A 14,811-nucleotide genomic window follows, 5' to 3' on the forward strand; every position below is an offset into this window, starting at 1 on the left:
CCACATATGAAATGTTCCTCACACATGTGATCGTAGTGAGGCGAGCGTATAAAAGCGTGTTTCGCGTCTGGGTGGTGCCTACTCGTACGTGACCAGATTGCAGGCGTAAGACCCAATACGTTTCGTTGAAGGAGATAACCTCAACAGTATGGCGTGGCGTCGTGTACGTGGAGAGGGCGCCACACGCGGAGGCCGCACTGCTGCGTTTGCGCAGGCCAGCGTACTCGAACGACGCGCAGTGCTGTGGCGCCTCCAGGGATCGTGTGTGCCGTGCCGTTGCCTGCTCACACCGCAACGTGGTGGGTGAGCGCGTGGATCCTCCCCGTACCTTCTCGAAGAGGATCACGACACAGGATCCGTCTCGGTGTAGGCGCCACAGGCATGCGATGCTCTTTGTGCCCCTCGCTCCATGATCACGCCGCATGCCGGCCTCCGCGTGTGGCGCCCTCTCCACGTATGATTCGCTGTTTTTTATGGTCACAAAAGCGCTTTACCGAAACGTATGGGGCTCAAGCCCTACCTTGCAATCGTGTGAGCGCAGCTAGCCGCGACTGAGCGGCGTTCACGATTGTCTTTCATGGGGCCCTGCCGTTACGCTGAGAGACCTGCTCACTGAACCCCAACGGAGCGACCAGGATGCGCTTAAGGACTCTGTTGGCCGTGATGGCTGATCAGTGCGCGCTCAAGTCGGTTCAGAGTGCGTTGCCGTTGCAGTATCTCGATCATTGGGAAGAGTGGCGGCGTGGCTTTGCGACCGCTTAAGGCGACGCGGACCGTGCCGAAGAGTTGTCTTGGTTTGAGGGCTAACTCTGCCATTAACGCTCGCAGCTGCTCTTCTATTATTGTTTGTTCCCAGGTGGTCAGGTTGGCGAGTAGATCGTGTGTGCGTCGCAGGACGATCCGGGGTATGGATCAGATGGGTGATTTTCATCAGATGATCATCTACGATATGTGCCAGGTGATATGTGGGCAGGCCATTCGATTTGAGCAGAATAGCGTCGTCGATATCGGCCTTGCGGAACGTGATTGTACCGCGCAATTGGTCATGGACAATTGTCTCACCCTCCGTTGGCATGGCGAAGCGTACGGAGATGACAGGTGGCACGATAAAAGATCCGGAGCGGGCCAGAGGCGTAACGGCAGCTTTTATGGCTGCGAAAGTCGCCCCACGAGCGATAGCCAGCCAGCTATCAGTGTGCATGTCCCTGTTCGCCTTCCCGCTCGTGGACGTTTTTACCCCATCCCCGCGAAAACGCAGTGGACGAGGTATTCTCCAGATGGTTCTGATGTTTGTCTCATATTCCCCATGATACGCGTATATTACTTAATAGCTTCAAAAACTCTCTAGAAAAAGGAATTTCTTATATGTCTCAGGATGGAAAATATCAAGAGTCGGAATTGGTGTGCCCGATCTGTGCGCAAAACATTTTTAAGCAAAGTCATAGTCTGCTAAGTTCACGTACAAAAACCTATCTCGGTCTGGATTGGACTAATCCGACGGCGGACATGCACATCTGTTTCAATTGCCTGCATATATTGTGGTTTCTTGATAAGGCGATCGGGATGCAGGGAGAAAGTCTGGTCTGGCAGGATGAGCAGCCTCTGATTTGTCCTTTGTGCCAGGAAGAAAAGCTTATCTCGCGCGAGACTTTACTGAGCGACAAAGCGACCACGATGTTCAATACGGATTGGGGTAATCCAGCCGCTCTTAACTACATCTGTACCAGTTGTGGGTTTATGCAGTGGTTCCTCAATGCCGCAGATGGCGAGGGCGGAGAAACGGTCACGGTGGCTGATCATGAGTTGCATTGCACACGTTGCAATCATGCGCATTTTGAGCGTAGCACTACGCTCTTAAGTAGCCGTAGCGCAACCTTACTCCACCTGGACTGGACGAGTCCCGAGGCGGATACCTATACCTGTACTCGTTGCGGCAATATTGAATGGTTTCAGCAAGGCTAAATAGTTTCCTGACTCAGGTTATTACAGGAAGGATAAAAATATGGACGATATCTCGACAACTCCTGAGGATCGTTTCGCATTCCTGGTAGCAGAATTTCTTGGTGAGCCAGATGTCACGCCCCCCTCACGGGGCGTGGAATTTTCTCACTTTTTTCCAATAGTATTCACATCTCCCCCTGCTAGGCTATGCAACATAAGACACCTTCGAATACTCCCTCTATACCCACTGTCACTCTCACCTTTCCACTGGCCTCCAATGAGACTACGCGACCGGCGGCGATATCTTCATCGCCGGCCGAGTAGTCTGGCCTACATCTTGGCCATATCTTGCTTGCGGAACTTCCAGAGGGCCAGGGTGAAGAAGAGGAGTGTGTAGAGCGCGATCCCAAGCACGGCGAGCGCCTGTGAGGGCTGGTATGAGCTTGTCGTGGTCGGCAGATGGCCAGCGCAAAATTCTGACTACTCAAGGTGCTGGCCAGGCCGGATGGGAGATAAAACACGATGTGCATAAAGCCAGATCCCAGGCGTGGCGCGAGCGATTTCAGCAGTCCCTCGAAAATGGTACTGAAGGCGATCGCGCCACCTACGGCGATAATACCCGAGCGCGTCAGCACGACCAGCAGCAAGGTCAGGGCCGCATAGGGCAGCAGGGCGTAGATGGTGCGCAGATAAGCCAGCAGCAGTTGCAGGACATCCAGTTGTTCCAGATGGACTTTATGTTGTAGCTGGATGGAGAAGAACAGGCTCAGCAGTGCGACACTGAGCAGGCAGACGCCGACGATCAGCAGGACCGTGAAGATGGCCAGCACACCCTTGGCGACAAAGAGTTGGGTGCGTGCGATGCCTTTGCTGAGCCAGAGTCGCAAGGTGCCCCACGAATATTCCTGCGCAAAGACAATGCCAGTAATAATAATCAAAGCATAGGTACCATAGGAGTTCCAGGCCGAATTGCCAGCGCAAAGTTGAGTCCGAACACAAAGGATCCGGGCCACGTCAGGGACGATGTATTGTGGTAGCCGGGAACGAGCATATTATAGAGGAAAAGAGCGGTGCTGATCGCCAGCACTATCAGCGCCACCACCCCCAGACAGATCCATGGGAGTAGCCGCTGATAGGTCTTACTCATTTCCAGCCGGACGATATTCCAAAACATTCTGTAGCCTTTCTTTATCGGTGGCCGAGGTAATCGATCGCAAGGATCGAACCTACAGGTCGTGTTATGCCGTGGTGGATTGTGGCTGTTCCGTTAATTCCAGGAAGATACTTTCCAGGTCGGGCCGCACGATGTGTACTTCTTTGGGTACCAGTTGTTGCTGGACCAGATAGAGGATGGCTTCTTCGCTGGTGATGCCCTGGATGTCGATGGCGTTGTCCTTGATCTGTGTGATGCGTAGCCTGCGGTTGCCACGCAGCGCCTGCGCGGCCTGGGCTGGCTGCGCAAAGGTCAGGCGTACCGTTTCGCTGCCCTGGCTGGTCAGTTCCTTGATCGATCCCTGTTTGACCACGCGGCCTTGCTGGATGACGGCGACACGGTCACAGATCAGCTCAACTTCGTGCAGCAAGTGGCTGCTCAGGATAATGGTGACGCCCCGGGCTTTGAGCGTGTGTAGCAGCGTACGTAACTCATGGATGCCGGCAGGATCCAGGCCATTGGTTGGCTCATCCAGGATCAAGAGTCCGGGTTCATTGAAGAGCGCGATGGCCACGCCCAGTCGTTGCTTCATACCGGTCGAGAAATGTTTGGCCTTTTTTTTGTCCGTGTGGTTTAATCCCACCAGCTCAAGGATCTTATCCACATGTGTGGCTGGCAGATGTGGATAGAGCAGGGCCAGTTGTTTCAGATTGGCGCGTGCCGAGAGATTGGGCATAAAGGTTGGAAACTCCACCAGCGCCCCGACCTTTTGCAGCGGCTGCGTATGCAGTGGCGTGACCTCTTCTCCCATCAGGTAGATGCGGCCAGAGGTCGGATAGATCAGGCCCAGCAGCATACCGATCGTGGTGGATTTGCCGGCACCGTTGGGTCCGAGAAAGCCCAGGATCTCGCCATGCTCGACCTGTAGCGAGACATCTTCGACCGAATGGGCGCTACCATAATATTTCTTTAAATGCTGCGCTTCTAAGATGTAATCCTGTGTCATCATCTGTCCTTTTAGCTGAGTTGCAATTGCGTGGCGACAAAGGAACTCACCACGATTTTCTGGTTCTCGACCAGCAAGACCGCCGTTTGTCCGCGCATAATCTCGCCGGTAATCAAGGCATTGGCCAGCGCATTATCGATATAGACCTGAATGGTCCTGCGCAGCGGCCGGGCCCCATATTCGGGATGGAAGCCTTTGGCCAGCAGGAAGTCCGGGACGTCGTCGCTGATCACCAGCTCAATGTCCAGTTCTTGCAGGCGTGCTCTGACCTGGTTCAGCAGCAGATTCACGATTTGATAGAGTTCCTGGGATTGTAAGGATTGGAAGAGGATAATTTGGTCGATGCGATTCAAGAACTCTGGACTGAAGTGTTGCTTGAGGGCTTCGGCCACCTGGGGTGGATAGTTTTCTTCCTGGGTGAGCTCTTTGTTTTTGGCCTGGAAACCCAGGGAGACGCCGCGTTTGAGTACATTGCTGCCGACGTTGCTGGTCATGATCAAGATGGTGTTTTTAAAATCGATGGTGCGTCCGTGGCCATCGGTCAGGCGGCCATCATCAAAGATCTGGAGCAGGGCATTGAAGACATTGGGATGAGCTTTCTCGATCTCGTCAAAGAGTATGATACTATAGGGACGGCGTCGAATCTGCTCGGTGAGCTGGCCGGCCTGCTCATAGCCCACATAGCCAGGTGGACTCCCGAAGAGGCGTGCGACCGAATGCTGCTCACTATATTCCGACATATCCATCCTGATCAGGCGCTCCTCGGAACCAAAGAGCTCGATTGCCAGCGCTTTGGCCATCTCGGTCTTGCCAACCCCGGTCTGGCCCAGGAAGAGGAATGAGCCGATGGGACGATTCTGATCCTTTAAGCCGGTATAGGAGCGCCGAATCGCATTACTGACCGCCGCGACGGCTTCGTCCTGACCAATCACGTATTTGTGTAGATCGGCTTCCAGGCTGTGTAGGTGGTGGTGCTCATTTTTGAGGATCTGATTGACGGGAATGTTGGCCCATAAAGCAACGATGCGTGCCACATGCTCAAGCGTAACCGTGGCCTGAATATGTGTTGTTGCCTGCTCAAGCTGGTCCAGATGCAGCATCGAACATGCTTCATCCATAACATCGATAGCTTTATCGGGCAAGAAGCGATCAGCGATATAGCGATTAGAGAGTTTGACCGCGCCCTGAATGGCCTCATCGGTGATCGAGACTTTATGGAAGGCTTCATAGTGTGGGCGCAGGGTCTGCAGCATGGCGGTGGCCTCTTCGACCGATGGCTCATCGACCAGGATCGGCTGGAAACGCCGTTCCAGCGCCGGATCTTTCTCGACATCCTGGCGATATTCTTTCAGGTCGTGGCCCCGATACAGCGCAGCTCGCCACGGGCCAGGGCCGGCTTCATAATATCGGCGGCACCCAGCGCCCCTCGCCGCGCCGGTGTTGATGACGGTATGGAGCTCATCAATAAAAATAATGATTTCAGGTGAACGTTGCACTTCATCAATCAACATCTTTAAGCGTTGCTCAAACTGACCACGGAGCGACGAGCCCGCCAGCAGGCTACCCATCGAGAGCGAGATAATACGTTTATTCTGCAGCGTCACCGGCACATCCCCTTGCTGGATCCTGTGCGCCAGTCCCTCGACAATCGCCGTCTTACCCACGCCCGGCTCCCCGATCAGGACCGGATTATTTTTCTGCCGTCGCCCAGGACCGTGATCAGGCGGCGCAAAATATGATCGCGCTGGACCGTGGGATCCAGCTTGCCCTTTGCGGCTTCCAGGGTCAGGTCGCGGCCATAGTGATCCAGGGTCGGCGTGCTACTGGGTGCCTTCGGCGGCTCAATCTTAGGCATCTGCTCTTTTTCGTGGACTGGACTGGAAGCATTATGTGTATCATTAAGTGGAAATGCATCCGCTGTATTGCCCTGGCTAATCAACTCTCTCAGACAAAACGAGCAGAGAAAACTGGATGCTGCCTGTCCATTATTGGCATGGTCAATGCGAACCCGTGCTAGATTGATCTGACAACGTTCACATTTCATAGCTTCCAGGCTCCTTTCTTTTTCTGCTTCTCGCACCTACTGTAAATGCATCACAATAGGTAAGAAAAAATGTAACGGTCATTTTGATGCAATCATACTCATCCCAGCGTTTGCCCGAGCGTTAATTGCAGCGTTAAAAGCATCTCGTCCGTAGCGGCAGCCTTCATGGGTAATACTTTTTACTTAGCGAGGCGTTGAGAGATGGTTCGACGTGACCAGCAAGCAAGGTGTACGTGGAGAGGGCGCCACACGCGGAGGCCGCCCTGCTGCGTTTGCGCAGGCCAGCGTGCAAGAACGACTCGCAGTGCTGTGGCGCCTACAGGGATCGTGTGTGCCGTCGCCTGCTCGCTAGCAACGTGGTGGGAGAGCGCGTGGATACTCCCCGTACCGGTGCGGAAAGGATCACGAAACAGGATCCGTCGCGGTGTAGGCGCCACAGGCATGCGATGCTCGTTGAGCCCCTCGCTCCACCATCACGCCGCATGCCGGCCTCCGCGTGTGGCGCCCTCTCCACGGATGATCCGCTGCTTTTTTCCACAACAGCTTTTGCAACCACAAAAATGCTTAAACGAAACGTATTGGCCTTCATGGGGGCCTTCATCATGTTTGTGTTATACTGAATTGTTTTTATCCGAGGCATAGCAGCGTCTTCTTATCTGTCTTATTGGTTGAAAGGGAACTCTATGATGCAAGCGGCTATGGCGTCACCGCTGGCTAGCTGGGCAAATTTTTATGTGATCATTGGGTCCGCTGCGGCGGCGTTGACTGGATTAATGTTCATAGTGGTTACGTTGATCGCAGGCTTGCGCTCACAAAGATCGAGCGGATCACTCGCGGCCTTCGGCACACCCAACGTGGTGCATTTTTGTGCCGCGCTCTTTATCGCCGCCACGCTCAGTGCCCTTGGCAGGAACTCTGGACTGCTGGCTTTGTCATCGACCTCTGTGGTCTGGCAGGCGTTGGCTATGCGGTCGTCGTGTTACGGCGAACAATCCGTCAGAATACCTATGAGCCGGTCATGGAAGATTGGCTCTGGCATGTGACCATTCCATTTATTTCTTATACCGCACTCATCGTTGCCGGGCTTTTGCTTTCCAGCTATCCGATGCCGTCCCTGTTTTGTATTGGCGCGGTAATGATATTTGCTGCTCTTCGTCGGTATCCACAACGCCTGGGATACTCTGACCTATGTCGCGATCGAGCATTATCCTCTGGACGAAAAGAGTCAGGACTAACATAGCCTGGCCCGCGAAATAATCCAGGATGTTAGTGGCTAACATCCTGGATATGGAACCGTACCGGCCGCGCTTGCGGCTGCAACAGAGATTAGTTGGCGGTAGCGAGGCTTGGCTGGTGATTGGGTGCGTGCATTAACCAGACGTAGCCGTCTTCGAGATTGGGCTCGACGGGTGTGGCGGACATGTTGGCCGGTGGCGTGCCGACAATTCTGTACTGCATGTTCGCGCCCATGTTCATGCTTGAGACGATCACGAAGCCCTGGTTGTCCTGTTGCAATGGACCACTGGTGGTGATGTGCCAGACTTTGTTCTGGGTTTCTTTGATCAGGCCATTGAGTGTGCCTTTGAAGATGACCTGGCCGCTGCGCATCATGGCGATATTCTGGCAGGTCTGGGCGATGTCTTCGACGATATGGGTCGAGAGCAATACGACACGGTTGCCTCCAAGGCTGGAGAGCAGGTTACGGAAGCGGATGCGCTCCTCTGGATCCAGGCCAGCGGTGGGCTCGTCGACGATCAGGAACTTGGGATCGTTTAAGAGTGCCTGGGCGATGCCGGCGCGGCGTTTCATACCACCCGAGTAGGTTTTGAGTTTGCGGTTGGCGACCTGTTTCAGCGCGACCAGCTCCAGGAGCTCCTCTACGCGCTGATGGCGAGCTTTTTTGTCGCTCAGGCCTTTCAGGATACCGATGTAATCCAGGAACTCACGGGCACTCAGGTCCGGGTAGACTCCCAGGTCCTGTGGTAGATAGCCGAGCAAGCGTTTGATCTCGGTACGGCCCTGTGGGGTCATGCCGTTGTGTTCGCCCACATAGAGCTCGCCAGAGGTGCCATGCAGGATACCGGCCAGGATACGCATCAGGGTGGTCTTACCGGCACCATTGGGTCCAAGCAGACCAAACATACCATTAGGGATATCCAGGGTCAGGCCGTTCAAGGCGTGGACATTACCGCGATAGACTTTTTCTAGATCTTTGATATGAATCTCCACTCTCTGTTTCTCCTTCTGTTCTATCTTTTGCTGATGGCTGAATGTGTACTGTAAAAAGTGTGGCGTGTTTCGCACACCTGTCGTAAAAAGCAAGCGCGGATCTGTCTTACATTTTGGCCTGGCGCCATTGTTGTAATTTGCTGACCACCAGAATGACCAGCAGTGCCAGCGCGATCAGGAGCAGCATACTTTCAATGCCCTGGAAGGCGTTGGATTTGGCGACCGGGAAGATGCTGGTGCCGAAGAAGCCCAGGCTCATGTAGCCGCCGGCTGGTGTCAGGATGGTTGTACTGATGGTTGGAATGCCTTTGGGCTGATAGAGATTGCCCCAGAACCAGTAGCCGACAAAGCCGATCTGGTAGAGTGGACCCCAGATAAAGGCGGGCACGCTCACCGAGAAGGCTCCCACAAAGATGAGTCCTGGAATAACGACGGTGGCAAAGGTGGCCAGGGCCATGGGGATTGCCACGGCGTTACCGGTCAGCGCGACGATGACGCCGATGCCAACACGAAGAGTAAGAGAATCGGGAGCGCGGTCGCGATGGTCGCGCCCAGGAATTTCCCATAGAGTCGGGCTGTATGTGAGCTGGGCGTGGAGGTAAATATCTCATCGACGCGTGTACGTTTGTCTCTTTGCAGACGATCGGCCAGCAGGATACCGAAGGCGACCGGCAAAATATAATTCAGCAGGTCGGTCCAGTAGACCACCACGCGCAGGATCGGGAATTGTTTGAGATGACCAGCACATTGTTGAATTCTGGCACCCGGGTCATGATACCCAGCATGAAGAGCTCAACCAGGATCATGGCAATCCAGACGGTCGGACGTTTAAACTGCATTTTGAACTCGTAGGCGCAGGCGCCTCGGAGTACACTCAGTGTGTCAGCCATTATTCTTCACTCGCACCTTTCAATAATCCTTCTGTATTGTGGAGAAGCCACCAGCCTACCGGGAGGAGTACCAGACCGGTCAACAGTACTTCCAGGCGATTGGTTGTCCAGAAGTTAATTTGTGGCGCTACAATGGTTGGGAACAGGAACAGTGGCTGCAACCAGCTGGTGGTTTCGACCAGGTGAGCCATGAACAGGACCTGTACGATCCAGATTGCTCCCAGGATGGCACTACTGGCCGAGCGGTTCCTGGTTAAGAGTGATGCGACCAGGGCGACGGCGACGAACCAGATGGTGGTGGCAATCCAGGAATACTGCAAGCCCAGGAACTGGAATACGGGGCTGCTCTTTTTCAGTTGATCGGGCAAAAATGTCAGATGCAGAACGCTTGGGATGATCGCAACCAGCAGGCCAATGGCGATCGACCAGAGGACAATCACGGCCAGGCGGAAGATTGACGTATTATGATATTTCCGTGGCATGGTCAACTGGATCTCCAGGGCTGGATCCTGGGTGGCCGATGTTGCTACGATCACGCCTGTGATAATGGGTAGAAACATTTCAAATCCTGATGAAATGAAACGTTCCATTTTTACTCCCATGAAGTGTAGCAAAAAGGCAAAGGCGATAAAGCCCGCCGCGAGCGCGATGGGGACCCAGATGATCCGTTTCCCCATGACGCGCAGCTCATATGATACGCGAGTAAACAATGTTGTTTCCTCCAGACTAAGATGCTAATGATGACAAAGATGTGGTGTCGTATATCAGGTTCGCGTGTGTTGAGAGCCAGGTATTGGTGACGTTCAAGGCCAGCGTACAGAGCCATTGGTCAACGTTGATGCGCTTCAATTGGATGGCTGAGCATTGACCAAGCATGTTGTAGGCGCGGCTAAAAATCTCATTCAAAATCTCTTCGGTGGCCTGCGTGTTACCAATCAGGCAATACACAACATTCTGGAAGCGTGGACGGTACACGTGCTCAATTTCAACGAAGGTTTTCTCAAAATCGTTGGTTAATTGCATGATATCTACAGTCTTGATTGGATTCATTGCAAGGTTCTCCTTTACTTGATGGAGAGCGAGACAAAGGCATTATCTCAGCATATCTGCAATAAAATCAGTACTGTGAGTGTACCGTTCCACCTTTATTAATATACATAAGAATGTTTAATCACACATTCTTTGTCACGTTCTCAGTGTAACGGTATTTAATGCCTCTGTCATGCTGTCTATTGCGTACTTTTACTACCTGCAAGAAGTAATAAGCTTTACTGGCATTTTTATTATATTGTGGGCATTTCGTCCTGCGAGACGATTTCAGCCATGGCGACCATGATTTTGCGGGTGCCCTCAAAGGGATCGCGTGAATGCGAGACCATCATGTTATCGAGCATGATGACATCTGTTGCCTGCCACTGGAAGCGTACGGCTAAGCGATCAAACAATGTATTGATCTCGTCCATGACGGAACTTTCAATAGGGCTGCCATCGCCGTAGTAGACGTTGCGGGGCAGGTCCTTTTCGTCGAACATGGCCAGCATCGAGTCGCGTGTGGAGGCATCCAGACAGGAAATGTGGTGCAGCTGGACCTGGTTGAAGAAGAGCATCTCGCCGGTGTGTGGATGGCGTGAGACGGCGTTACACAGCTGGCGTGTCGAGAGCTGGTCGTTCTCTTTCCACTCATATTCAATGCCGGCACGCTTACAATAAGCTTCGACCGCCGCCCGATTCGAGGTCTGGAAGAACTGCTGCCAGCTCACATCGAGTCCAGTCACAAAGTTGCGCACATACAGCAACTTCTTCTCGCTCATCTTTTTAATGATCGCCGGATCCAGCTCGTTATAGATCTTGCGGCAATCGATGATCGGGGTCGCGCCACCTTTTTCCGCCGGCTTGACGCAATAGAAAAAGATCTTCATCGGCCAGCGATGCATATGTGAGCTCTCGTTATGGAAGAGGATCGATTTGTCGGCGGGATATGGTGTTGAGCCATAGACCTTACTGCCGGGATCCTCACGTGGCAGGTCGCCATACTCATCAAACAGCTCGGTCCCGATGGCCTTGGCGAAATTTTCAAATTTGGCCGGGCTATCGATATGGAAATTGCGGAACAGGATACCGCCATGTTTGGCCAGCTGCTCACGAATATAGCCCAGGTTATTGCTGGCCCAGTTCGCCAGATTCACCCCTCCATCGCAGGCTGAATGATCAGCGGCAGCGTATTGTCCGGGCTAAAATAGCTCTCATTGGTCAGACGCATTGCCGACAAATCAAGCTCTTCACGTTTGCGCTGAATACCTTTTTTCAAGCTTGCTTTTGGTCCCATTGTAGATGCCATGGTTGTATACCCTTTCATCATGAATCGCAAAATGTAACAGAAAAAAACAATATATCGAAGCCACGGACCAATTTAATTGGTGGGCACGGAAATTTCTTCGCGGCGGGCGATTTTTAATTTGCTGCGTAAGGATTTATTCTGGGATTGTTTCTGGTTTAATTTGCTGGCCTTTTCCTGCTCGGTCTGGTATTCGAGGGCCTCGATCTGGGCCTGTGGGTTGGCGACGATGCTGTGGAGCAGGACTTCAAAGCGCTGCATCAGGTTGGTGATCGTTTCGGGATTGAAGAGCGCGGTACTGTAGTTGACCGATCCCTGCAAGCCTTGCTCGGTTTCAAACAGGAAGATCACGAAGTCGAATTTGGCTGTGACCAGGTTGCCCTGGAAGGGACTCAGCGTGATGCCGGTGGCCTGATCATAGACGAGCGGGATGTTCTGCATCACAAAGAGTCCACGGATCAGCGGTGTGTAGTTCTGGTTACGCTCCAGGTGCAGCGCATCAACCAGTTTCTCGAAGGGCAGGTCCTGGTGTGCATAGGCATCCAGTACCATCTGTCGTACCCGTTTGAGGACTTCCTGGAAGCCGGGTTTGCCGCCAAGGTTGGTGCGCATGGCCAGCAGGTTGACGAAGAAGCCGATCATCAGCTCGGTTTCGCTGAGCGTGCGGTTGGCGATATCTGTACCCAGCACGATATCTTCCTGGTTGGTCATGCGATAGAGCAGGATATTGAAGGCCGCAAGCAGGGTCATAAACAGGGTCACGCCCTCTTGCTGACTCAGGGCCTGCAACTGCTGGCTGAGCTCGTCCGGAAAAGCGAAGGGCTGCGCGGCCCCGACAAAGTCGGCAATGGCGGGCCGTGGCCGATCGGTGACCAGCTCCAGGGCCTTTGCACCACGGAGCTGTTCCTGCCAGTACTTGACCAGGCGTTCCTGCTCCTTGCCCTGTAGCCATGAGCGCTGCCAGAGCGCGAAGTCAGCATACTGGGCCGGTAGTTCCGCTAATGGCGAGGGTTTCTCATTGCTATACGCTTCATAGAGCGTCAGCAGTTCGCGTAAGAAGATGCCGGCCGACCAGGCATCGAAGGCGATATGGTGCACATTGGTTAACAGTACATACTCATCCTCCTCTAGCTGTAGTAGTACGGTACGGATCAATGGACTCTGTTCCAGGTTGAAGAGATGTTGTCCTTCCTGGGTGGCGAATTCCAGTGCCTTTTGTTCGCGCTGATCTTGCGGGAATGTGCGCAGGTCAATGTAGGGCAGCGCCTGTGGCTCGGCCGGCATGACCAGCTGGATGGGTTGTCCATCGACTTCGCGATAGATGGTGCGCAGGACCTCGTGACGACGGACGATTTCGTCGAGTGCGCGCTGCAGGATCGCTCGATCCAGCTTGCCGTGCATACGGGCAAAGACCGGACTGTTATACGACGAGCTCTCCGGAGCCAGGACCTGGGCAAACCAGAGGCGCTGCTGGGCAAACGAGAGTTGCATTGGTCCGGTATGGGCTATGGTCCGTAAGGCCGGCTTTAGCTCTTCTGGCTGGCAGTTTGTATTCTGCTGAAGCTTGCCGATGTATTGGGCTAACGCGCTGATGGTCGGGGCTTCAAACAGGGCACGCAGTGGCACCTCGATCTGGACAACCTGGCGAATACGGGCCACGACCTGCGTTGCCAGCAGTGAGTGTCCCCCCAGCTTGAAGAAATTGTCCTGGATGCTCAGGTCGCTTTTTCCCAAGCACCTCCTGCCAGATGGCGAGCAAGCGGGCTTCAAGTGGTGCGCGCTCCTCCGTGGCCAGCACCTCTGCCTCACGCTGCTGCTGCTGCGCGAGCGCCGGCCGGATCTGCGGGATCTCCTGGACTGGAATCCGCTGCTGCAGTGCTGTGATACTTCTCTGGCTGTCCTGAGCAATGGCGTTCAGGATCTGGGCGAAGTGGCTCTGGATCGTGCGCACCGTCAGCTCATCGAGGCGCTGCTTCTCAAAGACGCAGCGAAGCTCGACCTCTTTGCCAGGTATGACCAGCAGGGTCAGCGGAAACCTGGTCTGAGCACCAATCGAGCGGATATTGTTGACGGCCAGTAGCTGCTCATCTTTTTGTAGAATCGAGTTATCGACCGGATAGTTCTCCACGACCAGCAGGCTCTCATAGAGTGGCATGCCGCCCTGGATCTCGCTCCATTGATGGACTTTGCCGCCAGAGATATATTCAAACTGGCGTAGCTCAAGGTTGTAGGCCTGTAGCTGTTGGAGCCAGGACCAGAGTGGCTGCTCGGCCTCCAGGGCGACCCGTACTGGCAAGGTGTTGATACAGAGTCCGACCATCTGCTCGATCCCGATCAGTTCCGGCGGGCGTCCGGAGACGGTGATGCCGAAGAGGACATCGGACTGCTGGCTATAGCGGCTCAACACCAGTGCCCAGACGCCCTGGAACAGTGTATTGAGCGTCAGGCGCTGCTGACGGACCAGGTTTTGCAGGTGCTCGCTGACTTCCGCGCTCAGCATGGTTGCCGTGGTGCCAAAGCCCTCTATGGCCACTTCCGCGCTATGATCCTGCGCGACCGTGCCCAGCGGGGTTGGCTGATGGATCCCCTGCAAGCTTTTGCGCCAGAACTGCTCGGCCTTGCTCTCATCCTGCTGCTTGAGCCAGGTAATGTAGTCCCGATACGGACGGTGCGCCACCGGCTGGTAGCTCTGTCCTGTGCTCAGGGCCTCATAGCAGAGCAAGAAATCCTTCTGGACCAGCGAGCAGCACCAACCGTCCATCAGGATATGGTGATGGGTCCAGACGAACTCATGGGTGCTGGGACCAGTCTGGAAGAGGGCCAGGCGCATCAAGGGTGGCCGGGCCAGCTTAAAGCCGTTGGCCCGATCCTGCTGGAGGAAGGTTTCCAGCTTGCTGGCCTGTTCCTCTGGTGAACTGGCGCGCCAATCCTCATACTGCAGTGGCACCTCGACCTGGCGCATCACGACCTGGACCGGCTCGTTCTGGGAACCCCAGACAAAGGCCGTGCGCAGGATAGCGTAGTGCCGGGTCACGAGTTGCCAGGCCTGGACGAAGAGCTCTGGCTTGAGATCTCCCTCCAGGGTGCAGACAAACTGTTCGATATGCAGGCCCGAACCAGCATTCTGGGCTGTTTCATAAAACATCCCCTGCTGTGCTGGTGAGAGCATATACATAGACTCAACAAGCTTCTTGTTCATACTGTTGTATTCTC

20 protein-coding genes and 1 pseudogene are annotated in these 14,811 nt (G+C 54.3%); 3 read left to right on the forward strand and 18 right to left on the reverse strand.

The window, feature by feature from the left end; genetic code table 11:
• The first annotated feature begins 148 nt into the window (after positions 1 to 148).
• A complete protein-coding gene (locus KDW_RS32040; RefSeq protein WP_162005692.1) occupies positions 149 to 307 on the forward strand; it encodes a hypothetical protein in 159 nt (52 codons plus the stop codon).
• Positions 308 to 642: 335 nt separating this feature from the next.
• Here KDW_RS32040 and KDW_RS36235 read toward each other — a convergent pair whose 3' ends face one another.
• The gene (locus KDW_RS36235) at positions 643 to 909 is read right to left on the reverse strand and encodes a hypothetical protein (RefSeq protein WP_371876291.1); all 267 of its coding nucleotides are present in this window, start codon (positions 907 to 909) and stop codon (positions 643 to 645) included.
• A 1-nt stretch (position 910) separates the two neighbouring features.
• A pseudogene (locus KDW_RS36240) lies at positions 911 to 1,201 on the reverse strand (glutamate--tRNA ligase family protein); the annotation flags it as partial.
• A 164-nt stretch (positions 1,202 to 1,365) separates the two neighbouring features.
• On the opposite strand from KDW_RS36240, the gene KDW_RS28260 reads away from it, so the two are divergent.
• Entirely contained in the window at positions 1,366 to 1,962 is a 597-nt protein-coding gene (locus KDW_RS28260; RefSeq protein WP_151759257.1) for a hypothetical protein, read from the forward strand.
• 179 nt (positions 1,963 to 2,141) lie between these two features.
• Here KDW_RS28260 and KDW_RS28265 read toward each other — a convergent pair whose 3' ends face one another.
• The 6 genes from KDW_RS28265 to KDW_RS28285 form a co-directional block, all read right to left on the reverse strand.
• A complete protein-coding gene (locus KDW_RS28265; protein ID WP_151759258.1) occupies positions 2,142 to 2,879 on the reverse strand; it encodes an ABC transporter permease subunit in 738 nt (245 codons plus the stop codon).
• The gene (locus KDW_RS28270; protein WP_151759259.1) at positions 2,876 to 3,115 is read right to left on the reverse strand and encodes a hypothetical protein; all 240 of its coding nucleotides are present in this window, start codon (positions 3,113 to 3,115) and stop codon (positions 2,876 to 2,878) included. The genes KDW_RS28265 and KDW_RS28270 overlap by 4 nt, the downstream gene beginning before the upstream one ends.
• Positions 3,116 to 3,179: 64 nt before the next feature.
• Positions 3,180 to 4,103, reverse strand: a complete 924-nt coding sequence (locus tag KDW_RS28275; RefSeq protein ID WP_151759260.1) for an ABC transporter ATP-binding protein — start codon at positions 4,101 to 4,103, stop codon at positions 3,180 to 3,182.
• 8 nt (positions 4,104 to 4,111) lie between these two features.
• Positions 4,112 to 5,764, reverse strand: a complete 1,653-nt coding sequence (locus tag KDW_RS28280; RefSeq protein ID WP_198925635.1) for an AAA family ATPase — start codon at positions 5,762 to 5,764, stop codon at positions 4,112 to 4,114.
• 14 nt (positions 5,765 to 5,778) lie between these two features.
• Positions 5,779 to 6,144 (reverse strand): ATP-dependent Clp protease ATP-binding subunit, encoded by a 366-nt coding sequence (locus KDW_RS33300; protein WP_198925637.1) that lies wholly within the window; start codon positions 6,142 to 6,144, stop codon positions 5,779 to 5,781.
• Positions 6,145 to 6,323: 179 nt separating this feature from the next.
• Positions 6,324 to 6,587 carry a hypothetical protein gene (locus KDW_RS28285; RefSeq protein ID WP_151759261.1) on the reverse strand — a complete coding sequence of 88 codons (264 nt, stop codon included), beginning with the start codon at positions 6,585 to 6,587 and terminating at the stop codon, positions 6,324 to 6,326.
• Positions 6,588 to 7,009: 422 nt separating this feature from the next.
• On the opposite strand from KDW_RS28285, the gene KDW_RS32045 reads away from it, so the two are divergent.
• Complete coding sequence (locus tag KDW_RS32045; RefSeq protein ID WP_162005693.1) at positions 7,010 to 7,384, forward strand: hypothetical protein; 375 nt, start codon at positions 7,010 to 7,012, stop codon at positions 7,382 to 7,384.
• 86 nt (positions 7,385 to 7,470) lie between these two features.
• Here the strand turns inward: KDW_RS32045 and KDW_RS28300 are convergent, their stop codons facing one another.
• The 10 genes from KDW_RS28300 to KDW_RS34430 form a co-directional block, all read right to left on the reverse strand.
• Positions 7,471 to 8,373, reverse strand: coding sequence for an ABC transporter ATP-binding protein (locus KDW_RS28300; RefSeq protein ID WP_151759264.1), 903 nt, complete (start codon positions 8,371 to 8,373; stop codon positions 7,471 to 7,473).
• A gap of 106 nt (positions 8,374 to 8,479) precedes the next feature.
• On the reverse strand, positions 8,480 to 8,830 hold the full coding sequence (locus KDW_RS28305) for a hypothetical protein (protein WP_151759265.1): 351 nt from the start codon (positions 8,828 to 8,830) through the stop codon (positions 8,480 to 8,482).
• A 23-nt stretch (positions 8,831 to 8,853) separates the two neighbouring features.
• Positions 8,854 to 9,084, reverse strand: a complete 231-nt coding sequence (locus KDW_RS28310) for a hypothetical protein (RefSeq protein WP_151759266.1) — start codon at positions 9,082 to 9,084, stop codon at positions 8,854 to 8,856.
• Positions 9,057 to 9,263 carry a hypothetical protein gene (locus tag KDW_RS28315; RefSeq protein WP_151759267.1) on the reverse strand — a complete coding sequence of 69 codons (207 nt, stop codon included), beginning with the start codon at positions 9,261 to 9,263 and terminating at the stop codon, positions 9,057 to 9,059. Before KDW_RS28315 ends, KDW_RS28310 begins: the two co-directional genes overlap by 28 nt.
• Positions 9,263 to 9,973 carry a hypothetical protein gene (locus KDW_RS28320; protein ID WP_151759268.1) on the reverse strand — a complete coding sequence of 237 codons (711 nt, stop codon included), beginning with the start codon at positions 9,971 to 9,973 and terminating at the stop codon, positions 9,263 to 9,265. The genes KDW_RS28315 and KDW_RS28320 overlap by 1 nt, the downstream gene beginning before the upstream one ends.
• 16 nt (positions 9,974 to 9,989) lie before the next feature.
• Entirely contained in the window at positions 9,990 to 10,313 is a 324-nt protein-coding gene (locus KDW_RS28325) for an RNA polymerase sigma factor (protein WP_151759269.1), read from the reverse strand.
• A 233-nt stretch (positions 10,314 to 10,546) separates the two neighbouring features.
• Positions 10,547 to 11,449, reverse strand: coding sequence for a TauD/TfdA family dioxygenase (locus tag KDW_RS28330; protein WP_151759270.1), 903 nt, complete (start codon positions 11,447 to 11,449; stop codon positions 10,547 to 10,549).
• Positions 11,446 to 11,601, reverse strand: coding sequence for a hypothetical protein (locus KDW_RS32050; RefSeq protein WP_162005694.1), 156 nt, complete (start codon positions 11,599 to 11,601; stop codon positions 11,446 to 11,448). The genes KDW_RS28330 and KDW_RS32050 overlap by 4 nt, the downstream gene beginning before the upstream one ends.
• A 72-nt stretch (positions 11,602 to 11,673) precedes the next feature.
• Positions 11,674 to 13,317, reverse strand: a complete 1,644-nt coding sequence (locus tag KDW_RS28335) for a condensation domain-containing protein (protein WP_233098013.1) — start codon at positions 13,315 to 13,317, stop codon at positions 11,674 to 11,676.
• Positions 13,202 to 14,797, reverse strand: a complete 1,596-nt coding sequence (locus KDW_RS34430) for a condensation domain-containing protein (protein ID WP_151759272.1) — start codon at positions 14,795 to 14,797, stop codon at positions 13,202 to 13,204. Before KDW_RS34430 ends, KDW_RS28335 begins: the two co-directional genes overlap by 116 nt.
• Positions 14,798 to 14,811 lie beyond the last annotated feature (14 nt).

Source organism: Dictyobacter vulcani, assembly GCF_008974265.1.
Lineage (GTDB): Bacteria > Chloroflexota > Ktedonobacteria > Ktedonobacterales > Ktedonobacteraceae > Dictyobacter > Dictyobacter vulcani.